22 protein-coding genes are annotated in these 23,720 nt (G+C 33.3%); 12 read left to right on the top strand and 10 right to left on the bottom strand.

The genetic code is table 11. From position 1 onward, the window contains the following. Positions 1-606 precede the first annotated feature (606 nt). From CHB81_RS09660 to CHB81_RS09645, 3 genes are all read left to right on the top strand, one after another. Positions 607-1,602 (top strand): SDR family NAD(P)-dependent oxidoreductase, encoded by a 996-nt coding sequence (locus tag CHB81_RS09660; protein WP_089351697.1) that lies wholly within the window; start codon positions 607-609, stop codon positions 1,600-1,602. 220 nt (positions 1,603-1,822) lie between these two features. Beyond that, entirely contained in the window at positions 1,823-2,413 is a 591-nt protein-coding gene (locus CHB81_RS09655) for a hypothetical protein (protein ID WP_089351696.1), read from the top strand. A 508-nt stretch (positions 2,414-2,921) separates the two neighbouring features. After that, the gene (locus CHB81_RS09645; RefSeq protein ID WP_141130385.1) at positions 2,922-3,530 is read left to right on the top strand and encodes a hypothetical protein; all 609 of its coding nucleotides are present in this window, start codon (positions 2,922-2,924) and stop codon (positions 3,528-3,530) included. 37 nt (positions 3,531-3,567) lie between these two features. Here CHB81_RS09645 and CHB81_RS09640 read toward each other — a convergent pair whose 3' ends face one another. The 3 genes from CHB81_RS09640 to CHB81_RS09630 form a co-directional block, all read right to left on the bottom strand. Further along, entirely contained in the window at positions 3,568-4,071 is a 504-nt protein-coding gene (locus CHB81_RS09640; protein WP_089351693.1) for a hypothetical protein, read from the bottom strand. A gap of 385 nt (positions 4,072-4,456) precedes the next feature. Continuing rightward, positions 4,457-5,320: a helix-turn-helix domain-containing protein gene (locus CHB81_RS09635; RefSeq protein WP_141130384.1), complete on the bottom strand. Its 864-nt coding sequence runs from the start codon at positions 5,318-5,320 to the stop codon at positions 4,457-4,459. A 121-nt stretch (positions 5,321-5,441) separates the two neighbouring features. Beyond that, positions 5,442-6,668, bottom strand: a complete 1,227-nt coding sequence (locus CHB81_RS09630) for a PQQ-dependent sugar dehydrogenase (RefSeq protein ID WP_089351691.1) — start codon at positions 6,666-6,668, stop codon at positions 5,442-5,444. A gap of 411 nt (positions 6,669-7,079) precedes the next feature. On the opposite strand from CHB81_RS09630, the gene CHB81_RS09625 reads away from it, so the two are divergent. From CHB81_RS09625 to CHB81_RS09610, 4 genes are all read left to right on the top strand, one after another. Further along, a complete protein-coding gene (locus CHB81_RS09625; protein WP_089351690.1) occupies positions 7,080-7,436 on the top strand; it encodes a hypothetical protein in 357 nt (118 codons plus the stop codon). A gap of 123 nt (positions 7,437-7,559) precedes the next feature. Beyond that, positions 7,560-7,913, top strand: coding sequence for a hypothetical protein (locus tag CHB81_RS09620; RefSeq protein ID WP_089351689.1), 354 nt, complete (start codon positions 7,560-7,562; stop codon positions 7,911-7,913). A 68-nt stretch (positions 7,914-7,981) separates the two neighbouring features. Continuing rightward, positions 7,982-8,512, top strand: a complete 531-nt coding sequence (locus CHB81_RS09615) for a hypothetical protein (RefSeq protein WP_089351688.1) — start codon at positions 7,982-7,984, stop codon at positions 8,510-8,512. A 13-nt stretch (positions 8,513-8,525) separates the two neighbouring features. Next, the gene (locus tag CHB81_RS09610; protein ID WP_089351687.1) at positions 8,526-9,347 is read left to right on the top strand and encodes a helix-turn-helix domain-containing protein; all 822 of its coding nucleotides are present in this window, start codon (positions 8,526-8,528) and stop codon (positions 9,345-9,347) included. 10 nt (positions 9,348-9,357) lie between these two features. Here the strand turns inward: CHB81_RS09610 and CHB81_RS09605 are convergent, their stop codons facing one another. Both CHB81_RS09605 and CHB81_RS09600 read right to left on the bottom strand, forming a co-directional pair. After that, complete coding sequence (locus CHB81_RS09605) at positions 9,358-9,846, bottom strand: MarR family winged helix-turn-helix transcriptional regulator (protein ID WP_089351686.1); 489 nt, start codon at positions 9,844-9,846, stop codon at positions 9,358-9,360. Between the two features lie 3 nt (positions 9,847-9,849). Beyond that, positions 9,850-10,341 carry a GNAT family N-acetyltransferase gene (locus CHB81_RS09600; RefSeq protein WP_089351685.1) on the bottom strand — a complete coding sequence of 164 codons (492 nt, stop codon included), beginning with the start codon at positions 10,339-10,341 and terminating at the stop codon, positions 9,850-9,852. A 425-nt stretch (positions 10,342-10,766) separates the two neighbouring features. On the opposite strand from CHB81_RS09600, the gene CHB81_RS09595 reads away from it, so the two are divergent. Then, entirely contained in the window at positions 10,767-11,354 is a 588-nt protein-coding gene (locus CHB81_RS09595) for a TetR/AcrR family transcriptional regulator (RefSeq protein ID WP_089351684.1), read from the top strand. Positions 11,355-11,482: 128 nt separating this feature from the next. Beyond that, positions 11,483-12,295, top strand: coding sequence for an SDR family NAD(P)-dependent oxidoreductase (locus CHB81_RS09590; protein WP_089351683.1), 813 nt, complete (start codon positions 11,483-11,485; stop codon positions 12,293-12,295). Positions 12,296-12,556: 261 nt separating this feature from the next. On the opposite strand, the gene CHB81_RS09585 is transcribed toward CHB81_RS09590, so the two are convergent. Continuing rightward, the gene (locus CHB81_RS09585; RefSeq protein ID WP_089351682.1) at positions 12,557-13,570 is read right to left on the bottom strand and encodes an alpha/beta fold hydrolase; all 1,014 of its coding nucleotides are present in this window, start codon (positions 13,568-13,570) and stop codon (positions 12,557-12,559) included. A gap of 284 nt (positions 13,571-13,854) precedes the next feature. Between CHB81_RS09585 and CHB81_RS09580 the strand changes: the two genes are divergently transcribed. From CHB81_RS09580 to CHB81_RS09570, 3 genes are all read left to right on the top strand, one after another. Further along, positions 13,855-14,418, top strand: coding sequence for a Crp/Fnr family transcriptional regulator (locus CHB81_RS09580; RefSeq protein ID WP_089351681.1), 564 nt, complete (start codon positions 13,855-13,857; stop codon positions 14,416-14,418). Between the two features lie 73 nt (positions 14,419-14,491). Further along, positions 14,492-14,818: a multidrug efflux SMR transporter gene (locus CHB81_RS09575; RefSeq protein WP_089351680.1), complete on the top strand. Its 327-nt coding sequence runs from the start codon at positions 14,492-14,494 to the stop codon at positions 14,816-14,818. Positions 14,819-15,213: 395 nt separating this feature from the next. After that, positions 15,214-17,694, top strand: coding sequence for a hypothetical protein (locus tag CHB81_RS09570; protein ID WP_089351679.1), 2,481 nt, complete (start codon positions 15,214-15,216; stop codon positions 17,692-17,694). 259 nt (positions 17,695-17,953) lie between these two features. Here CHB81_RS09570 and CHB81_RS09565 read toward each other — a convergent pair whose 3' ends face one another. The 4 genes from CHB81_RS09565 to CHB81_RS09550 form a co-directional block, all read right to left on the bottom strand. Next, the gene (locus CHB81_RS09565; RefSeq protein WP_089351678.1) at positions 17,954-19,651 is read right to left on the bottom strand and encodes a ribonucleoside-diphosphate reductase subunit alpha; all 1,698 of its coding nucleotides are present in this window, start codon (positions 19,649-19,651) and stop codon (positions 17,954-17,956) included. A gap of 15 nt (positions 19,652-19,666) precedes the next feature. Further along, the gene (locus CHB81_RS09560; RefSeq protein ID WP_089351677.1) at positions 19,667-20,641 is read right to left on the bottom strand and encodes a ribonucleotide-diphosphate reductase subunit beta; all 975 of its coding nucleotides are present in this window, start codon (positions 20,639-20,641) and stop codon (positions 19,667-19,669) included. A gap of 931 nt (positions 20,642-21,572) precedes the next feature. Next, the gene (locus CHB81_RS09555; protein WP_089351676.1) at positions 21,573-22,496 is read right to left on the bottom strand and encodes a PorP/SprF family type IX secretion system membrane protein; all 924 of its coding nucleotides are present in this window, start codon (positions 22,494-22,496) and stop codon (positions 21,573-21,575) included. A gap of 54 nt (positions 22,497-22,550) precedes the next feature. Next, positions 22,551-23,720 (bottom strand): cadherin-like beta sandwich domain-containing protein (locus tag CHB81_RS09550; RefSeq protein ID WP_141130383.1); only part of this gene is annotated, 1,170 nt, incomplete at its 5' end.

Here is a 23,720-nt window from a genome sequence, read left to right as displayed (position 1 = left end):
TTCGGTAACAATTCAGTTTTGAAATCTTCTACTTATTTACAAATAGTAAACTTTTTGAATGATATTTTACAAAATTTATTCATTGGAGATCATTGTTATTATGTATGTCAGATTTATGCAAAACAACATGATAAGATATTGTCAACAACAATTTGTTCCATCGGAATATCACATTGGTAGAAAAAAAATAGATCGTGAGAAATATCGTCCTGTAAGGACGTTTGACAAATTGTGTCTCTATCTGTATGTATAAAATCAAACGTTCCTACGGAACGTACAAAATGTCGTATTTATTTGACTACCGATGAGATGTTCCGATGGAACAAAAAACAAATATGAATATCTATCTTAATGAAATTGATTTATTTTCTAATAAACAAATAACCTGACGTGATATTGTCCTTAATAACTTATTCCATCGGATTTTGTCTTAACTTAATGACATTGCTCTACCTCTTAATTAATTTCATCTTGCAAAATCTCGACTTAAAACCTCCAAAAACAAAATGACATTTTAAACAAAGTAAAATGACATTCTGAACAAACTCCATCTTTTAGCTTCCCTTTAATTTTGTCTTATAACAATTAGATAAAAAAATACACAAAATGAAAACAAACAATTATCAGGGAACTTTCCAGAAACCAATTGGTTCCGGATTTAATGCAAAATCAACCACAAACGAAGTTATTAAAGGAATTGACCTTACGGGAAAAATTGCGATTGTAACCGGCGGAAATACCGGAATTGGATTAGAAACCGTAAAAACTCTTGCCAACGCCGGCGCAACAGTAATCGTTCCTGCGAGAGATATAGAGAAAGCAAGGAAAAATTTAGACAGAATCCCAAATGTAGAATTGGAAATTATGGATTTAATGAATCCTGATTCTATAGATGCTTTTGCACAAAAATTCCTTTCGTCGCAAAGACCTTTGCATTTATTGATTAATAATGCCGGAATTATGTGGGTTCCGTATCGTCGAGACAATCGCGGAATCGAATCGCAATTGGCAACCAATTATTTGGCACAATTTCAGCTTACGGCGAGATTATGGTCAGCGCTCAAAAAAGCCAAATCTGCCAGAGTAATTAGTGTTTCATCGCAAGGACATCAATTTGGTACTTTTGATTTTAATGATCCTAATTTTTTATACAAAGAATACGAAACTTTAGAAGCTTACGGACAATCAAAAACGGCTTGTAATTTATTTGCTTTAGAATTAGACAATCGCGGTCAGGAATTTGGTGTGAGATCTTATTCTCTACATCCTGGTTCTATTAATGGTACCGAATTGGCGAGAGAAGCTTCATTAGAGTTATTCCAGAAAATGGGATTATGCGATGCCGATGGAAATATTTTACCGAAAATCTTGGCCAATTTAAAAACTATTCCGCAAGGCGCTGCTACAACGGTTTGGTGCGCTACAAGTCCGCTTCTTGAGAATATTGGAGGCGTTTATTGTGAAGATGTTGAAGTTGCTTCGATTTCAACCGAACCTTCCGTAACTCCCGGAGTGAAATTATATTCGCTTGACGAAGACAATGCCAAAAGATTATGGTTACTTAGTGAAGAAATGACGGGAATAATTTTTGATGTTCTTTAATTTGAAATGTCTTTTGTAAAATGTCATTTGTAAAATGTCATTTGTGAGATGTAAAATGTTAAATAGTGAGTTGTCGTTGTTTTGGATGGCAACTCACTATTGAATATAAATTGTTTCATTGTTTATTTTAAATCTTGGAATGATTTTGATTTTATTAAATTTGGGAAAAGTTCTGTTTTGGAAAAAGAATTACTCCTATAGCCAATAATCTATTTTAAGCATGAAAAAAATAATATTATTTACCATCTTACTTCTTTCTTTTTATTCGCTAAATGCTCAGCCTATTCCTGAGTGTAATTCTGAAACAGGAATAAAAATAGCTCTAAAAGGAAATGATGAATTAACATGCAGTTTATCTCCAAGTTTTGATCTTAATGATTGTTTTTTTATAGACCCACATTATATTAAGGATAGTTTAGGTATTGCATATTTTAAATTTAACATTTATAAAAATATTACGGATGCCGGCGATGAAACATGGAAAGGAAGAAAAGTATATTTAAAAGATTCTGTTTACACGCACAAAATAAGAGACGTAGACAAAATGGTAATTTATGTTGCAAAATTTGATAGAAAAGAACGCATACGTTTTTATTTAGAAATTCCAGAATTCAAAAAAGGATCTTTTTTTATAGATGTTACGAAAATCGATGAAACAAACTATGACAAAATGAAATCTACCAAATATCATAGGGGTTCCGATACTACCCAAGGATTTGATATTACACCAGAAAAATGGACGGAAATGAAAAAAATGGGGAGATTAATTGTTTTTTATCAATATGCAAATAAACGATCTTTGATTAGTTAGATCTAAAATTGTAATAAATTATTTTGAAAATGAGAATATTTGATTTTTTGTTTTATTGTTTATATAGGATGTTTGCATCAATAAAAAGAGTGGGAGAAAAAGATGAGAATTTGGCGTCGATATTTTTTTCTGTTTTATTGTCAACCCATTCCTTAATGATCTTTTTTTTAACAAGATATATTTTTCCAAAAGGCTATTTTAGTTTATTCCCGTATAATATCATTCTAAAATTACTGATTGGATCAGTTTTTCTTATTTGGTATTTTATCTGCAATCATTACTTTTTAAAGAACGAAAACTACATAAGAATCGTCTCTTTTTATGAAAACATTTATAAAGAACAAAATAGAAAAATTGCATGGATTGGAGTTTTATATTCTTTAGCAACATTTCTTGTTTTCTATGTGACCGCAGTTTATTTAGCCAACGGAACTTATTTTTAGGTGATATAGCATAAAATATGTAAATTAACCTTCGTCATACGAAGTCAATCATAATGGATACAAATATGAAAAAGTTAATAATAATATTAATAGGCATTTGTCTTTTTCCAATGCATTTTACAGGACAAGAAAAGAAACAAAATGCTACTCCTAAAAAATTAGAAACAAAAATAATAAAGGAATTTAAGGCAAAAGGGAAATATAAAAAAATCATTAATGACACTCTTTTTACGTTAACAGAAACAGAATTAGACTATATATTAAGAGTAAAACCTGTTGGTCAAAATTTTCAAAAAATTTCATATTATTATAAAAAAACACTTATTCTTAAAAGTGAAAATCTACGATTTAAAAGCATGGATATCGGTGTTGAAAAAAGATATGATAAGACCGGTAATCTTATCAAAAAAAAGAATTATGATAAAGGTTTTGAGAACTTTACAGTAAATGATCTTATATTATTTGTAAATAAAAAATTAAAAATTGACCTCAATAAAGATAGAGAAGGATTGTCAGTTATTAGATTTCCTCAAGGATTATCGAATATTAATCGACCCGAATATTATATTGACATTTACAATAAAACTTCAAACAAAGTAAGAACCATAATAATAAATGGAAATACCAGAAGTATTATTTCTGATACATCAGAAGATATAAGGGCAAGCATATGATAAAAGCCAATTAGATTTTATAGGAAACAACTAATAACTAAACTGCTTTTTTAAAGTAAAGTTGGTTTGGATTTTCCTGATTATCTTCATTTTTATAACTGAATTCCTGATATCCTAAAGATTTTAAAGTTTGGATTAAAACTGCATCAATTTCAAAAGCTTTTGCCCAAATCAAATCGTGTTTTCTTTGCAAGGCAACTTCTTCCGCACGTTTAAAAAGTACGATTAAATCATCCGGATTAAAGTAAACGATATCAGCTACTCCAATCGCTTTATTGGCTCCTAGATTTTGATTGGAAAGTCGGGAGGAATTTAACTTCATAAATGACAAAGGATTTTCGTTTTCGTAAACCATCAACATTTCGACCGAAAAATCATTTTGAATTTTGAAAAACTTTTGGCGTGAAAGATTTTCCGTTGTGTACTTCTCTCCTATTTCTTTCGATGATCCAAATAAATCAGAATAAAACTTAAGGGCTTTCTCTTCCATCCAAATGATATTATCATTTATTTTCACTACGAATTTTGCTGCTTTTGACATGTTTTATGTTTTTATTATAGTGCAAAGTTGAGATGATTTGATGGATGAAAAAAGAGCTAAAAGTCTTTTAATTTGTTCAAAAAGTCCGAAGCTATTTTTTTACAAGGGTGTTTTCGTTTGATTTGTCATTTCGCAAAACGAGAAATCATACGCGTATATCGACAAAGATTTTTATTCTCTTTGCGGAGTTTCAAGTGTGATTTCTCGTTTCACGAAATGACAAATTAAGCCCCAAATATAGATTCCGTTCGCTCGCGAGAGGGATAGAAGCTATCCGCCGCGACGGAGCGTATAGCCCGACAGCATCCTGGCAAGAGGGCGTATATGCGCAAACTAAATTGCCCTCTTGTCAGGATGGTGGCTCGCCCAAAGTATTATAAATAGTCTAAATATTTTTTCTGCGATATTCGAGTGGCGAAATTTCTGTTGCTTTTTTGAAAAATCTACCAAAAGTCGATTGATTCGGGAAGTTTAGTATATCGCTAATTTGGTTGATGGTCAGATCTTTGTTTTGAAGTAATACTTTGGCTTCGAGGACTACAATATCTTCTATCCAATCGCTTGCTGTTTTGCCGCTATTATTTTTGATGACTTCTGATAAATATTTTCTGGTAACGTTGAGCGCATCAGCATAATACTGAACGGATCTTTGGTGTAAGAAATCTTTAAAAAGTATTTCTTTGAACTTTTCAAACAAAGAATTTTGGGTCGTTTCGGTTAAGATTGTTTGTTTTATGAAATCGAGTTCGTAAATTAGAATATAAAGATAACCTCTAAGAATCGAAGGCTGATGATTCGAATTATTGTCGAGCGATTGTCTTAGCAACGAAAAGATTTGCTCAAACTTTAATTTGTTTTTTTTCTCGAGATTAAAAACGTGCATTTCGCTATTATCGAAAAATTCATATTGGGACAGAAAGAAAACATTGGCCTGATTATGAAGAAAAAATTGTGGTTTAAAAAAGATAATATCGATTAAAATTTCGTCGCCGTCTTTTGTAAAACTTCTAATCACCGAAGGTCCTAATGTGATTATGGCCGGTGCATGCACTACAACTTTTTTTAGTCTGGTTTGCATAACAATGCTCCCCTTTCTTAGAAATTCTATAGCATAACTTTCTGCCCGATACGGTTCGCTGATATAGGGATGATCTTTTGCCTGAACATAAAAATAATCTTTATTATTGTTAATATCGGTAAACAAACTCTTATGATGTGCGAGCGAGTATGTTGCAATTTTATTCTTCAATTATTTAATTTTAAGCTGTATCAAATATAGTTAACGTTTTTTGCCTAACAAAAAAATGGCGCTGTTTAGCGCCATTTTTTGCATTCTTTTATAGGAAAAGAACATATGTTGAAATTGATTTTTATTTTTTGTCGATTTTATATAATCTTCCACCATCTGTAACAGCGTATAAAGCTCCGTCGTTTCCTTGTGTTACATCTCTGAAACGTTGATTTTCTGAAGCCAGAAGTCTTTCTTCACCAATTACTTTATTGTCTTTTATGGCAAGACGCACGATATGCATTCCGCTCAAAGCGCCTATGAAAAGATTATTTTGCCATTCAGGAACACGATTACCGGTATAAAAAGTCATTCCGCTTGGCGAAACTACCGGATCCCAGTAATAAACAGGTTGTTCTAAACCATCTTGCTGCTGAATTCCTGCACCAACTTTTTCTCCGCTATATTCGATTCCGTATGTAATTGTTGGCCATCCGTAATTTGCGCCTGGTTTGATGCGGTTGATTTCGTCTCCTCCTCTTGGTCCGTGCTCTGCCAGCCAGATTTCATTTGTTACGGGATTAAGTGCCAAACCTTGTGGATTTCTATGACCATAACTGTACAATTCAGGTAAAGCTCCGGTTTGCGTAAAAGTAGGATTTCCAGTTGCTGGCTGCCCGTCTTTTGTTATTCTGATTACTTTTCCCAAACCTGTTGCAACAGATTGTGCCAATGGTCTTGTTTCTAACACAGAACGTTCTCCAGTACTTATTACAAGCGAACCCGTTTTATCAAAAAGAATACGTCCGCCATAATGCAGCGTACTTGCGTTGGCAGGTTTAGCTCTGTAAATTACGGTTGCTCCTTCGATTGTTTTTTCGTCAGCAGATAATTTTCCTTTGGCCACAGCGGTATTATTTCCGCCTGTTGTAGCTTCTGCAAAAACCCAGTAAATCATACGATTTGCAGTAAATTCCGGATCAATAGTTAATCCTAATAAACCGCCTTGTCCGGCAGCATTAACAGCAGGAATACCAGTTATAGGCGCACTCAAAACTCCGGCTGTCGTTGCAATACGCATAGTTCCATTTTTCTCGGTAATTAATAATCTGCCATCCGGAAGACTTTTTATTCCCCAAGGACTTGATAAGGTTGTAGCAAGAACAACTCCGGCATAAGGTGTATTCGTTTGAACGCCATTTATACGGGTTTGCCCTGCGAATGCGGGTTTATAGGTTGTGTTAGCGGCATTTCCTTCAACAGGATTCGTAACTGTACCTGGATTTGAATCTATATCTTTGTCGTTTCCGCAGCCAAATAAGGTCATTAGCATGCTCAAAACAATAGCAATTTGGTTAATAGTTCTCATAGTTTTGGGGTTTTAATGATTAAAAAAAAATGGTAGATATTCTAATTTACAACAAAACAAAAATCTCAAATTAAAATTAAAAAAAATTATATAATTTATGAGAAAAGTTATACAATTACACTCTTTTAAACATAAATTATATTTGCTTGACGAAGGAATTATGGTTGCTTAGTGAAGAAATGACAGCAATAATATTTGATGTTTTTTAAATGCGTTTTCTAGTAAGATGTCTTTTTGAGATGAAAGATGCTAATAAAATTGTCGTTATTTTGAAGCGGCAACTTTCTATTGGATAAAGATTGTTTCTTTGATTTATTTTAAATTTCGGAATGATTGTGATTTTACTAAATTTGGTAAAAGTTCTGATTTCTTGATATTTTGTTTTCAGATTTCATTTCAATAAAAAAACAAATGAATTATACTATTTTAAATCAGTATGGAATTACTTTTAGTAAACAAAGTAATGGTAACATAATAATCAATTCAAATTTAAGGAGTTTAAATCCTTATTTATACATGTTAACAAGGCAAAAAAGAATGTTAGAAGATCTTATAACTACATTAAATTTATCACTTGAAGGAAACTCAATTTCTCCTGATGATAAAGAATGGAGTGTAGAGATGGGCTTACAAATCTATACAGGGATAATTCAAAATAATATGACTTTTGATTTATTTCTCGAAGATCACTATGATCAAACCTTAGAAAGTTATCCTCTTTTAGATATTAAAGAAATTTTAAAATCATTACTTGGATTTATAAATTAATCGCTCATGTTCTACAAAGTCTTCCTATGAAAAATCGGTCAAATGTCTGCTATTTTGTGCAATTTCATAGATTTCTAATAAAATTATGAACCCCGGATCAATTTGATTTTAATTAAATATATTATGACGATAGCTCAAATTTTAGACTTACATGACATAAATTTTATCAAAGTTAAAGATAATGATTCTTATTCAAAGCTTTTTTATGGAGGTGGAGAAATGGAAATGTTCTTTACTTATTTCAGAGATCCGGACAATATTGAAACAGAAATAATTCAATTGATTGATCATTATTTAAATGGAAATCCTTTTCCAGTAGATAATGATCTAACTGTAGGAAATGGTGATTTTATTGATGTATCTGCATTTTCTGTAACATTTAACAATAGAGAATCTTTTATAATTAGTCAATCTATTCCGTTGCATCATTTTCGTGTTATTACTCAAGCTTGGATTGATTATCTAAGGAATGGGTAAATTAATTTATCTAAAAAGCTTTTACGTTGAAGAAGGGATTAAAACAATATTAACGAAATAAAAAAATAATGGAAGATAAAAGAATTATAGAAGTTATTATAGACAAAATAAATGCTGGTTATGATGATTATGAAATTGAAAAGTTCTTAGAGCGACAAAAAATAAACTCTATTGAATTTGACAAATTAATTGAGATTACTAAGAATAGAATCTTAGAATATAAATTACAAACATATCCAAAACAAAACAAATTAGCATTTATCTTTTGGTTAATTCTATTTATATTATCTTTTCTTTTTTTCTTCATCATAATACCATTTTTAAGTGTTATTAATAGAGTAATCCCAATCGCAATATTTGGAGCATTTATCATCAGTTTATCCGGGTTTTACTCTATATTGTATTACAAAAGTTGGGAAAACGATTTTATTGAAAAAATAGGAAAACCAAAATTCAATTTACAAACCTATATTTTAGTTTCTAGTTTGCCAACAGTCCTATTTTATTTCATAATTTCATGGAATTTTTTAGAAGGTCCTGGACATAACCTCTATACATTAAGTATAACAAGAAGGGCATTAAAATTGCTTTTTCCTTAAAAATCACCACAAAATGGAATACGAAGCAAAATATATAACACCGGATATTAAACTTTCATGTTATGAGGATAAGTTTTTTAAATCTGATATTATGTTTGATCAGCACATGTTGGTTTGGTTTATTTCGGGTGAAACTAAGATTGTGCAGACTGATGGAATCCATATTTTTAAGAAAGGAGATATTTTTCTGATTCCCAGAAATCAACTGGCGACGATTATAAATTATCCAAAAGACGGGCAACCTCATAAAACCGTCGTTATGCATTTGTCTACCGAAAAACTGAAAGATTTCTATGCAAAACTAGATGTAAAACCAAAACCCAATATTCAGCCAAAAATATATTCTTATAAGAATCATCCGTTACTCGAAAGTTGTCTTGCGTCGTTAATTCCGTATTTTGAGATGACAACGCTTCCTGAGAATATCGCCGACTTAAAAATAACCGAAGCAATTAGTATTCTCAGATCAATTGACAGCGAAATAGATAATATCCTGGCAAATTTTGAAGAACCGGGAAAAATTGATTTGGTTAATTTTATGGAACGTAATTTTATGTTCAATATGCCACTCGAAAGATTAGGTTATCTAACAGGCAGAAGTTTGTCGACTTTTAATAGAGATTTCAAGAAGTATTTTAATACCACTCCGCAAAAATGGCTGACCAAAAAACGGCTTGATCTGGCACATTACCAATTAACTAAAAACAAGAAAAAAACAATTGATGTTTGTTATGAAGTGGGTTTTGAGAACTTATCGCATTTCTCTTATGCCTTTAAAAAGCAATTTGGTTACACTGCCACAGAATTACTTCGTGTTGATCATCAGATAAATTAGAAAGCGAATATTATTGATTCTCCTTTTCACTCTTTAATTGTAAAGCTCTTTGTAAGAAACTCTGATGTAAAATCTTGTTTTCGGCTTCGTCAATAGCTTTGAGCAAATTATTCTGATTGTCGGCAATATCAGAGAGAATTTGTGTCATTACGCCCCAAACAGGTTCCATTTGAGAGATAAGCTCCTGCCCTTTTGCCGTCAAAACTATCAGTCGTTTGCGTTCGTCTACTTTATCTTTTTTGGAACGAATCAGTTTTTGTTTTTCCAATTCTTTTAGCAGACTAATCGTTGAAGGATGTGTATAACCAATTTCATTTGCAATCTCAACAACACTTAAAACTCCTTTGTGATGCAAGGTATAAATTACCGGAAACCACTTAGGCTCAAAATCAATTCCGTATGATTTATAGAATAACGCACCGTCTTTACGCAATTGCTCACTTAGACGCTGTAATCGCGTTGAAATAGCTAAAATTCCAGATTCGTTAATAATATTCATTCCTTATTTTTTTAGTTGTAAATGACAAAATACATTGTCGGCACTCATTATCGGAAAAGTCGCCGGAAGCGATTCTTTGGCGATGCGTACAAAATCATTTCTTTCGTAAAAACGCAAAGCAGCTTCCAGTATCGTTATTGTTCCCAAATATAAATCATCAATTTGATTTTCTTTGCAATAATCAATCAAAGTCTCTAATAATTTCTGCGCAATGGAGAACTCTTTTCCGCGGAATTCCTTTTTTACAAACATCTTTCTTATTGCAGCTTCACTGTCATTAAACTTCACTAAAGCAATTGTCCCAACCAATTCATCATCGATAAAAGCGCCCCAGAATCCACCACCACTGGCATAATAAAAGTTTGTTATATTCAATAAATCCGGTTGATCTTCTAATGTAATAGGAACATTAAACTCCTTCTGCTGAATGCTTAAAACTAAATCTACTACAGCATCTGCATATTTATTTTCAATTGGGATAATTATCGGTTTCATATCAATAAAATTAAAACACAAAACTACGTAGTTAAATACATAAATAAAAATATTTTATGATTTATTTGCCACGAAGGCAATAAGACACAAAGTTTTTGTTTCTCGCAGATTTAGCAAATCAAGCAGATTTTTTTAATCATTTTAATTCTTTAATCTGTGGCTATAAAAATAAAACTTTGCGACTTTGCGTCTTTGCGCGATTAATATTCACAGGAAATACAATTAAATCTGCAGAATCTGCGTGAAACAAAAACTTTGCGACTTAGTGTCTTTGCGCGATTCTTCTAAAAATAAAACTTTGTGTCTTAGCGCCTTCGTGGCAAAACAAGCAATCTAAAAATGTGAAACTTATCACAAAATTTTAAAAAACACTTGCACAAATGACCAATCGGTCATATATTTGTACTCGTAAAATGAAAACTACCATGACAAAGGGAGAAGAAACCAAACAATTCATTATAGAAAAAGCTGCCCCGATTTTTAATACAAAAGGGATTGCCGCAACCGCTATGAGTGATATTATGGAGGCTACGAAATTGTCTAAAGGAAGTATGTATGTTCATTTTGAAAACAAAGATGTATTGGCTTGCGCTGCGGTCGATCATAATATGAAAATTCTGGGTGATAAACTTATAGCTCAAATAAGCAAAGCAAAAACTGCAAAAGAAGAATTATATACCTACATAGAATTCTTTAGCAATGCTGTAAATCCACCCCTTACTGGCGGTTGTCCTTTATTGAATTTTGGTACAGAAGCTGATGATACTAACCCAGTTGTAAAAGAGAAAATAAATAAAGGAATTCAACTCAATCAACAATTATTAGAAAATGGTATTACTAAAGGAATTGCCAACGGAGAATTTAAATCCGATTGGAACGCAGGAGATTTTGCAACCGTAATGTTTGCCATGATGGAAGGCGGTCATTTAATGTCAAGAATGTCAGGCAATAATGATAAGATGAAAGTAATCATTAAAACCTTAAAAAATTTAATAGAAGAAAACAGTATATAATTTTTTTTTATTCAAAAAAATGACCGATCAGTCATTTTTTGAATATCAAAAATCAATAACAATAAAAATAAAAAATAAGTTCAATATCAATTTACAACTCACCATTAACATTTAACAATTAAGAAATCATGTCAAAAACAATTTTAATTTCAGGATCAACAAAAGGATTTGGAAGAGCCTGGACAGAAGCATTTTTAGAAAAAGGATATAAGGTAGCTGCAACAGCCAGAAATATCGAATCTCTCCAGGATTTAAAAGCTAAATACGGAGATGCAATTTTACCACTTACGCTTGACGTAAATAATCGAGAAGATTCATTTGCTGTTGTACAAAAAGTAAAAGAGCATTTTGGAACTATCGATATCCTGATCAACAATGCCGGTTATGCTTTAAACGGTGCTGTTGAAGAAGCTTCTGAAAAAGAAGCAAGAGCACAATTCGAAACTAATTTCTTTGGAACTTTATGGTTAACACAAGCGGTTCTACCCATAATGAGAAAACAACAAAGTGGTCATATCATTCAGGTTTCTTCTATTTTAGGAATTGTAGCTTTACCAAATTTAGGTCTTTATAATGCCACTAAATTTGCTGTAGAAGGTCTTACCGAAACATTAGCTCAAGAGGTAAAACAATTTGGTATAAATGTTACTTTGGTAGAACCAAACGGTTATGTTACCGATATCTGGGGTAACGGCTTCAACAGTGAAAGCATACCTGCTTATGACGGACTTAAAAAAGCCATTGTAGATGGACATGATCCTGATTCTTTCGGAAAATCAAACGCTACAGTTCCGGCAATTATTAAACTAGTCGAAGCAGAAAATCCACCATTACGTTTATTCTTAGGAAAAGTTGCGTTGCCATTTGCAAAACAAACTTACGAACAAAAACTTGCTACCTGGGAAGAATGGAATGACGTTTCTGTTGCTGCACACGGATAATTAAATCCTGCATTTATAAAATATAAAAACTGCGTAAAATCAAATAGGTTTTACGCAGTTTTTTATGTTCTAATAAGAAATCTAAAAAAAATAAAATTTAGCAATGATTTAAATTTAAAATCCGTTTTTATCCGCGTTTTCGCTTTAGCGAATCAGTTAAATCAGCGTCTTTTTATAACACGGATTTACTTCGTAAAAACGCGAATAAAAAAAATAGATATTTTGAAAATTATACTCTTATTAATATCAAAATTACTAAAGTTATTTTGCCAGAAAAAAGGCTAATAGATCTTTTTGAACCTGAGCCGTATTTTCCTGAACCAGCCAATGTCCTGAACCTGCAATTTTGGATTCGGTTACATTCACAGCAACTAATTTGGAGTGGTCTTTTAAGAATGCTGCTGCAAAATATTCTCCTCCCATTGCCAGCAAAGGCATTTTTAATTTTGTTTTCATGAAGATTAAATTGTCTTTTCCGTCCTGCGGAAAATTCCCGAACCATTTAAAACTTGATTTTGCTGCATCTTTTACTGCATACGCTCTTACAAACTCTGCTATTTCTTCGGGTGTAAAAGGATCTTTTACATGTCCAACCATTGGCCAGAAGTTGGTTAAAAACTCTTTTTCTTTTCCTTTAACAATATCTCCGGAAGCTGGCCAGGCAAAAAATCCAAACCACCATGCTGAAGCCGAAACTTGTGACCAAACCGGCTCAATTCCAGGAAGTAAAGCATCCATTAAAGCAAGTTTTTTTACTTCGCTGCCATATTGCGCCGCATATGCATAAGCCACCATTAAACCGATATCATGACCAGCAAGATTGATATTTGTGTAGCCTAATTTTTTAACCAATTCGTGAATATCCGTTGCCATCGTTTTTTTATCATAACCACCTTCTGGTTTGTCCGACTCTCCTACTCCTCTTAAATCCGGTGCGATAACCGTAAAATGTTTAGAAAGCTCCGGAAGCAGGCGATCCCACATGTACCAGTTTTGACCAAAACCATGAACTAATACTAATGGATCACCTTTTCCGCCAATTACATAATGAATCTTTACGCCATTGACCAATGCGGTTTCATGTTTAAAATTTGCCGGTGGAACTGCCGGTTTTGTTACTGCTGAATCTGCTGTAGTAATTGATTCTTCGGCAGCCGCTTTTATTGGTTCTTCTTTTTTATTGCAGGATGCAAATGATAAAAAACTGATTATTAACAGGCCAAAGAAACCTTTTGAAGTTTTTGACCATAAATTTTGGTTAGAAATTGATTTCATGATTTTAAATTTAAATGTTGTTAAATACTTTCTAATAGGCTAGAATTGTGCCTAAGACACTAATTCCTACAAATACAAGGCTTTACAAACTAAAAAGTGAAGGTAAAATGTTGTATATCGTTATCATTTGAAAAACATTGACGATATAACACTAAAATCAAGTCTGATTTGATTGTAATAATGCGACGATTCTTTTATCCTCCAATTCGGTAAATTTTATAACTTTATCGTTCTAAATAAAGCGTCGGGTTCTAGATTAAATCACTTGACAAAACAACTTCAAAATGGAAATCGACACAATTCTTGACGAAATATTTAAATTACCGGAAGCATCAAAAACGGCTTTAAAACTGAATATCTCTCAGATAAAATATCCAAAAGGACACATTCTCTTGAATGCGGGTAAAGTCGAATCGAATATCTATTTTATAAAAAAAGGAATTGTGCGCGCTTATGTTGAGCAAGATGATAACGAAATTACTTTTTGGTTTGGAAAAGAAGGACAAACCGTGATTTCGATGAAAAGCTATACGCAAGAAGAAAAAGGATATGAAACTATTGAACTTCTGGAAGATTGCGAACTTTATGAATTAAAGAAAGAAAATCTTCAAAAATTATTTGAAACTGATATTCATATTGCAAACTGGGGCAGAAAATTTGCCGAAATAGAACTTGTAAAAACAGAAGAACGGTTGATTTCACGTCAGTTTAAAAATGCTACGGATCGTTATTTAGAATTATTAACGAATCATCCTGAATTGATTAGAAGAATTCAATTGGGACATATTGCTTCTTATCTCGGAATTACACAAGTAAGTTTAAGCAGAATACGGGCGGACATAAAATAATTTCATTTTTTATCATTTGTTAAATTTTATTTGCGTCAGGAGAAGGAACTTTGCCACATAAAATTTTAACAATATGAACTGGATTATTCTAATTATTGCGGGACTTTTTGAAGTTTCGTTTGCAACTTGTCTCGGAAAAGCAAAAGAAGCTGTTGGTACTGATGCCTATTTATGGTACACGGGCTTTTTTGTATCGCTAACCATAAGTATGTTGCTGCTTATTAAAGCAACTGAAACTTTACCTATTGGAACTGCTTATGCGGTCTGGACAGGAATTGGTGCTGTAGGAACGGTATTAATGGGAATCTTTGTTTTTAAAGAACCCGCTGAATTTTGGAGATTGCTTTTTCTTGCAACATTAGTTGGTTCAATCATTGGCCTTAAAGCTGTTTCACATTAATAAAAATTGATCGTTTTTTAATTTATAAACTTTTGTTTAGTCTAAAGTTTATAAAATCTAATCTGGATATTTACTTAAAGCTCAATTCGTACGGATTGGGCTTTTTTTTTGCCTGTATTCAACGTTAATAAATCAAAAACTTACAAATTTACTTTTGACTTTTATAGTCTTAACAAGATTGACATAACATTGAGAATTGCATGAAGTATAACTTCTTACGCTATTTTTATTTTTGAAAAACTACAAAGAGGCGTTTCATTTTCTAAAATGAAACCAATTTATCCCCAGATTAGTAGCTTTATATTTTTTGCACGTTTAATTTTATCTGCAACAATTTTTATGAGTGTATTCATAAAAATAAATTTTTCAGTAAATCGTAATCTAATTTTTAATTTATGAAAAAAAGCATTCTAATAATTATACTTTGTGTTAGTTCCTTTTTTTTCTCTTGTAAGAAAGAAAAAAATCCAGATTCAGCAAATCCGGAAGCATCACAGTCTGCCACCGCTGATTCTAGTGCGCTTGCCGATAATGGCTGGCCTCGTGAAACTACTAATAATGGAACAAAATTGGTTTATTATCAACCTCAGGTCGATGATTGGAAAGATTATAAAGAAATTACAGCCAGATTAGCTTTTTCTTTAACTCCCAAAGATGGAAAACAAGTTTTGGGTGTAGCTTCTTTAAAAGCAGAAACATTGGTCGATAAAGACAATCGAAACGTTTTTTTTAAAAATATTCAGGTAACAGATGTTCGATTTCCTGCACTTGATGAAAAAAAAGTTCCTGAAATGGAAAAGTTGTTCAAAGAAACATTGCCCAAAAGTGGTGATCCAATTTCTGTGGACCGAATTCTGACAGATTTAAACCAAACCAAGAATCCATCAAAAGGAATTGCTGCAAAGAATGATCCTCCTCAAATTTTTTACAGCACTAATCCGGCAGTACTGCTTATTGTACAAGGAGAGCCTGTTTTGGTACCGGTTGAAAGAACAGATATACAATACGTGGTCAATACAAATTGGGATTTGTTTTTTGATAAAACATCCAAGGATTACTATTTGCTTGCAGATAATATTTGGCTTACTTCAAAAAACTTAAACGGAAAATGGGCAAAAACCACAAACCTTCCTTCTGGTTTGAGTAATCTGCCATCAGGTCAAAACTTTGATGATGTCAAAAAAATGATTCCACCCCCATCAACAGGCACAGCACCAGAAGTTTTTTTTAGCAACAAACCTGCTGAGTTAATTGCCGTAAACGGAAGTCCAAAATTTGTAAAAATACCCGGAACCAAATTGATGTATATCGACAATACCGAAAATGATATTTTTGCCAGCGAAGGCAATGGTCAATATTATGTATTATTATCCGGAAGATGGTTTGGATCTAAGGAATTAACCGGACCATGGACGTATGCCGGAAATAAACTTCCTTCTGATTTTGCTAAAATTCCTAAAGATTCTCCAAGAGCCAATGTTTTGGCTTCTGTACCCGGAACGCAGGAAGCTCAGGATGCTGTGATGTTAGCTCAGGTTCCAACAATGGCAGTTATAAACAAAGCTGATGCCGAAGCAAAAGCAAAAGTTACCTATGATGGAACTCCACAATTTAAACCTATCGAAGGTACAAAAATGCAGTATGCAAGTAATACTCAGGATAAGGTTATAAAGGTGGGTGATTTATATTATTTGTGTTTTCAGGCAGTTTGGTTCATGTCTACAAGTCCAAACGGACCTTGGAAAACAGCTGATTCTGTACCTAAAGAAATTTACACTATCCCGCCAAGTTCTCCTGTATATAATGTGACATATGTAACGCAAACTACCACTGATACAACTGTTGAAAGCAGTACTACAGCGGGTTATTTTGGTGCTTTTGTTATTGGTGCAACTGTAGGTGCCTTACTAACATACGGTACAGGATTTTACTATCCGCCTTATATTTATTATGGTGGTTTATATCCAATTTATCGCCCTTGGCCTTATACTTACGGAGGCGGAGCAGTTTACAATCCTTGGACAGGTGGCTGGGCTGCCGGAAGAAGAGTTTACGGTCCTTACGGATCTGCAGGAACATCTGCCTGGTACAATCCTGCAACGGGTAGATACGGACGTTCTGCAAGTGTTCAGGGATGGTACGGAGGTCGTACTGTGGCCGCCTCCTATAATCCGTGGACAGGAAACTATGCCAGAACTGCTCAAGGTCATAATGCTTATGCACAATGGGGACATTCTGCAGCTACAAATGGCAATCAATGGGTACAATCAGGGCATATTACAACACGACGCGGTACTGCAATTGGTTATCAAACTTCTGGTGGTAAAGAAGGTGTAATCACGCATCACAGAGGTGGCGGAACTACGGTTCGAACCAATAATAATTTATATGCGGGACATGACGGACATGTATATAAAAGAGACCAAAACGGAAACTGGAGTCATTATAACAATGGCAATGGTGGCTGGACGCAAGCGGGTACTCTGGGTTCATCAAAAAAATCCGGCAACGAAATACAGCGCAATAAACCTGATCAAAATCTTGGTGGCGCAACCCGTAATACCGGTGGTGAAAGAATCCAACATGATAACTTACCTAAATCAGCCCAAACACTTGGAGGCGCTACCCGTAATACAGGCGAAGGACTCCAACACGATAACTTTCCAAAATCAAACCAAACACTTGGACATCCTGACAAACCTCTGGGAGAAGCTGGTCGTCCTGATATTACAAATGATCTTGATCGCTCAGCATTCTCCAGAGATCGTGGTGAGGAGCAAACACAAAGATTTCAAAATTTCCAAAGAGACGGCGGCCGTTTAGGTGGCGGCGGTGGAGGATTTAGAGGTGGTGGAGGATTTAGAGGCCGAAGATAATTGCCTTTTAAAATTGCTTAACAGTTTAATCAGGAAAGTAATTAGAAAAATCCGTTTTATCAGCGTTTTCGCTTTAGCGAATCAGTAAAATCAGCGTCTAATTTTGACACAGATAAAACAGATTTACTTCGTAAAAACACGGATAAAAACGGATTTGATTTGTAATAGTTTAATTTTCTAAAAGCTTAACTTAATAACATTGCTCAATGGTTTTTTATACTAATATCAATAAAAAAGCCGGATTATCCGACTTTTACTTTTATGATTCACAACTGCTGCAGGTAACAAGACTTGCAACAAGTTCTTTTGATACGCTCTGACTGCGTTGGTAATAAAGACTTTTAATCCCTAATTGCCAAGCTTCTATAAGAAGTCGGTTTACTTCTTTGACAGGCAATTCTGCCGGAATATTAAGGTTTATACTTTGTCCCTGATCTACAAATTTTTGTCTGATCGAAGCTTGCTGAATAATTTCTAACTGACTGATTTCTTTGAAGGTTTTAAAAACATCTTTTTCTGTCTGGCTCAGTTGGCTCATATGTTGCACACTTCCGCCATTAAGCATGATTTCTCTCCAAACTTCTTCGTTGTCAAGACCTTTTTCTTCCAATAATATTTTAAGGTATTTATTCTTACGCATAAAATTACCTTTACTCAATCCTGCTTTGTAATAATTACTGCTAAAGGGTTCAATTCCTGGTGAAGTTTGCCCCAAAATAGCCGATGATGAAGTTGTTGGCGCAATTGCCATTGTGGTTGTATTGCGTCGTCCGTATCCTTTTAATAATTCAGGTTCACCGTAGATTCTTGCTAAATCCTGAGTTGCTTTATCTGCTTTATCGCTAATATGTTGGAAAATTTCTGTGGTTTTCATTTTGGCTTCCAGACCTTCAAACGGAATCATATTCTTTTGCAAATACGAATGCCAGCCCAAAACTCCAAGTCCAAGTGCACGGTGTCTTTTGGCAAAACGATTGGCTGCCGAAAGATAATAGTTGCCTTCTGTTTTTTCGATGAATTCCTGTAATACGGCATCAAGAAAAAAGATGGCTAATTTTACTGCTTCTGTATCTTTCCATTCTTCGTAAAGCTCCAGATTCATTGATGAAAGACAGCAAATAAATGATTCGTCAATATCTGACGGAAGCATGATTTCGCTGCATAAATTACTGGCGTTTATACGCAGGTTTTTATCTTTATATACTTGTGGTTTATTCTTGTTTACGTTGTCACTAAAAAAGATATATGGCAACCCTTTTTGCTGACGGCTTTCGAGAACTTTTGCCCAGATTTGTCTTTTATCGCTATCGCCATCAATCATTTCCTGCATCCAATAATCGGGTACACAGATTCCGGTAAACAAATTCTGGATTGGGTTACCGATGCTTTTAATCTTCAAAAATTCTTCAATATCCGGATGATCTACATCTAAGTAAGCTGCAAACGCACCTCGGCGAACGCCTCCTTGCGAAATAGTATCCATTGTTGTGTCAAAAAGCTTCATAAAACTTACTGCTCCACTACTCTTTCCGTTATCGGTTACAGCGCTTCCTCTTTCGCGCAATTCTCCAAAATATCCGGATGTTCCTCCACCAATTTTGGTTTGCATGATTACTTCGCCTAATTTATGTGTAATCCCTTCTATTTCGTCCGGAACATGTACATTAAAACATGAAATTGGCAAACCGCGTTCTGTTCCCATATTAGCCCAAACAGGCGAACTAATACTCATCCAGCCGCGTTCGATCATTTCTACAAATGAATCTTTTAGTTCTGGTTTATATAGTCTTTTCGCGGCAGCGGTACAAATTCTGTCAATTGCACCTTCTACAGTTTCCCCTTTTAAAAGATAACCACGGTTTAGTATTTGTTCACTTTCAGAGTTTTTCCACCACATTTTATTGTCGGCATTGCTTAACGGAGCTCTATTTCCTGTAATTGTATCTATTGTATTCATGTTGTTTTCGGCTAATTAGAAAAGGTCGTTTGCAGTAATACTTTTGTCGTGTTTGGTATATTCTACGGGTCTTTTTGCAAAAAAATCATCCAGACTATTGGCAAAAACTTCTTCTTCGAACCACGCCATGGCACGATAATCTTCGGCTGGAACGTTAAAAATGGTTGGAATATTGATTTGAGTAAGACTTTCGTCTATTCTAAATTTCATAAAGTTCACCAAATCAGCTTTTTTAATGGTTTCGATTTCACCATCTTCAAAAATCCAATCTAATATATCTGCTTCTACATCAATCGAATTCTTAACCGTTTCTTTAATCAGTGTTAATGTTTCTTCATCAAAATAATTAGGGAATTCCTCGCGTATTTTGTTTACAATAAAAATTCCACCATTAGCATGAATTTGTTCGTCGATTGAAGTCCATGCAATAATATTACTCACATTTTTCATATAACCTTTAAATCTTGTAAACGATAATAAAATCGCAAACTGACTGAAAAGCGATACATTTTCGATCAAAATACTGAACAGAATTAACGATACTACGTACTTTTTATTGTCTTGTGATTTGGTATCTTTTAAAACATCCGAAAGATAATCGACACGTTTACGAATCACAGGAATCTCCATTAATTTCTCAAATTCATCATTATATCCCAAAACTTCCAAAAGACGGGAATAAGCTTCTGAATGTCTGAACTCGCATTCGGCAAACGTACTTCCTAATCCGTTGAATTCCGGTTTTGGAAAATGCTCATAGATATTTCCCCAAAAACTTTTTACGGCTACTTCTATTTGTGCAATCGCCAATAAACTGTTTTTGATTGCCGTTTTCTCAGCAGTATTTAAATGGGAGTGAAAATCCTGCGTATCAGCAGTAAAATCAACTTCGGTATGAACCCAATATGCTTTATTGATGGCTTCTGTAAATTGTAATACCTCTGGATACTCAAAAGGCTTATAATTGATTCTTTTATCGAAAATAGACATATAAATAAGTATTTAATGGTGAATTGAATAAGAAAAAAAACATTCGTTTAAGAAATTTAACGTTGTTTTTATATTTACAAAATTAAGCCACTGTTCTTCTTTCATCCCCATTTTGATGTTAAAAAACCGACCAATTATCAACAGCTTTTGGTGCATTGAAATGAGATGAAAATTTTCTTTTTATCAACACGCACAATAGTTTCTAAATCTCAAACTCATAGCTATTTATAAAGTTTCTAAATAAAGTTATCAACATTAAAAGCTATGTTAAAACAACTCTTGGCTAAAACAGTTATCAACATTAATATAAAAAAAAGAAAGATTTAAACTACAGGAAAATGATTTAAAGAAGAAAACCGAACGCTACTTATTGGTCAAAACAATCTGTAGATTAGTTACTGCTGAAAAAGAAAAAGCGCACTTTAAAATTATTTAACAAATTAATTTTAAACACCTTACAATAAATTTCAAAAACAAATTATTGCTTCTGAATTAAATTATTCTAAAAAAAACTTATTTCATTTTGAACATAATTTTTTTCTGAATTGTGATAATAACAATTTACACTTAAAATAATAGCATTAACCAAATTTGGCTCTGGTTTAATTTTGATTAACCAAAAGATATTGCCAATAACTACCGAAAACAACAAAGTGATTTTACTTCAAAAATTAGCATTTGATATAGTTTAATTTAAAAGGAAGGTTTAAATTTTACAAAAAACAGATTGTCTGAAAGTGATTCTAATTTTGTCAATTCTAAGATGCTTTTGATCCTGTTTTTTTATTGTTCTGTTGCAAGGATAACAAAAACTCATTTATAAAAAATTATTTATTATCTAATACTTGAATAGGAAGAACAAAATAATGTATTTCTACAAAATTTTATCTTCCTATCCAAAATATTAAATATTAAAGTCTATTATTTAAACTTAATCTAAAAAGTTATAACGTAATCCTAGCTCAAAAGTATCATTGGCAAATGCGCCATTGTTGCCAATATAACTGGAATACGCCAGAAAGATTCCAAGTTTGTTCAATTGAAGTCCAAAAGCTCCCGAAATAGCTTGATTCGTGTGATACATTGCCGATATATTTATCTTGTACTCCGGCATGTTGAATCTTGCTCCAAGATCTACTATATCTTTATATCCTCTAATGCCTCTATAAGCCAAAAGAGGCTCGATGTTAAAGTCATTTATTCGACTGGACAGGTATACTTTATAGCTTATGGCAGAATAAAATATCTGATTGTCTACGTATCTTCTTTCGCCATTGTCGTTCTCAAAAAATACATTGTTTAAATTTGGTACCGAGGCTTGAACGGTTAATAATTTTGTGGTATACGAAATTCCGAAATCACCATCGAGAGCAGCGCCTTGATTAAAATTCTGAATTGAAGGATCATCTATATCTCCACTTACTTTACTATTATCAAGCGAGAGAATTCTGGTTCCTAGAGATAATCCGAAATTTAATTTGCGATCGTCACCATCTAATGGTAAATGATAAGCAAAGGTTCCTAAAACTCTTGTATTGGTAATTAAACCGGCTTTGTCATTATTAAAATTAAGCCCATAAGCAACTCGGCTTTCCGGATTATATTCTAAAGTTAGATACATTAATGCAGGACTACCTGGTACGTCACTCCACTGCCCCTGATATCCAATATTCATACTGATCCCCTTATTTAGTCCCGCCATGGCGGGGTTACCTATATATTGGTTTTGATAATACATGGCTTCAAATCTGTTTAACTGTGCGTTAGCCGAATTTGATACCAATAAAACTATACTCAAAAACAGAATTTGTCTAATGATAGATAATTTCATAATTACTCTTTTACTTGTACTCATATCTATATGGTTATGATATAATAATTATACTATTTAGCCTTTTTACGATCTTAATTAATCTCTGATAATGGTTATAAAACCTTTAATTTTAGGCAGTGCATCGCCCAAATCAATTAGATAATAATAAGTATCATTGTTTAACGGAGATCCGTTGTATATTCCGCCCCAATCATTGCTATATGATTTTTTAGAATATACTATTCGTCCCGCTCTGTCGTATACCGTGACCATGTTGTTAGGGTATAAAAGGATATCTTTAATTTCCCAGAAATCATTTTTCCCGTCTCCATTTGGCGATAAAACATTAGTTGCCACTACTTTGTCCGGTCCAACAGCTTTGTAAACTGTAATTGTATAAGTTTCTTTGGTTATACCATCTTCAGCCGTAACTATTGTTTTAATAATATTTTCTCCAGTATTTAAAATTATCGGAGTACTTGCAGTAGCATTCAAAACAGGCACACCATTTACTGTTACAACAGCATTAAGATCAGTAACTATTGGAGTCACGGTTATAGACGCTACATCATACTTAACAACAGTATTATAATTTTTTACATCGGATTCAAATACCGGTTCTAATACACCATTACTAATAGATAAATTAGATAAAGTTGCTACATCTGAACTTTCCTTTATAATATTTAATGTATAGGTTTTGGTAACTGAGCCATCTGGTGATGTCACTTTTATCATCATTGTATTAATACCTGTTACTAATGAAACCGGAGTTAAAGACCCTCCATTTACAACGATAATTCCGTTAATAGTTATTTTTGCTAAAGGATCTTCAGAAGAAACAGTTATCGTTTCTGTGTGAATGTCATTTCCAACATTTACATTATATACGAGCGTATTTGGTGAAAAAACTGGATTAAGCAATCCACTATTAATAGATAAACTTGCCAGATTTACATTACTGGATGATACTACGGTTAATATCCCCGGAACATAAGTGATTGCATAATTTAGATCTACCGCTCCGCTAGCTGTAATTGGATAAGTACCTACGGGACTTGTCGTTGTAGCTGTGGTGTTAAGCGTTGGTGCTGTTGCCAGATTTGCGACAGTATCTCCATTTACAAATCCTGCATAACTTGCTGTTAAAGCTGGATTTGCTGATCCGTAAGTTTTACTTTGATCGTCGGCTGTAATAGTTAAAGTTGCTGTAGTTACCGTTAGATTTCCATCAATATAACTAATGGTGTAGTTTGAAGAAACTGC

Origin of the sequence: Flavobacterium sp. ov086, from assembly GCF_900187965.1 — a bacterium.
In the GTDB taxonomy this organism is placed as follows: Bacteria; Bacteroidota; Bacteroidia; order Flavobacteriales; family Flavobacteriaceae; genus Flavobacterium.
This window is presented reverse-complemented; position numbering and strand designations above follow the sequence as displayed.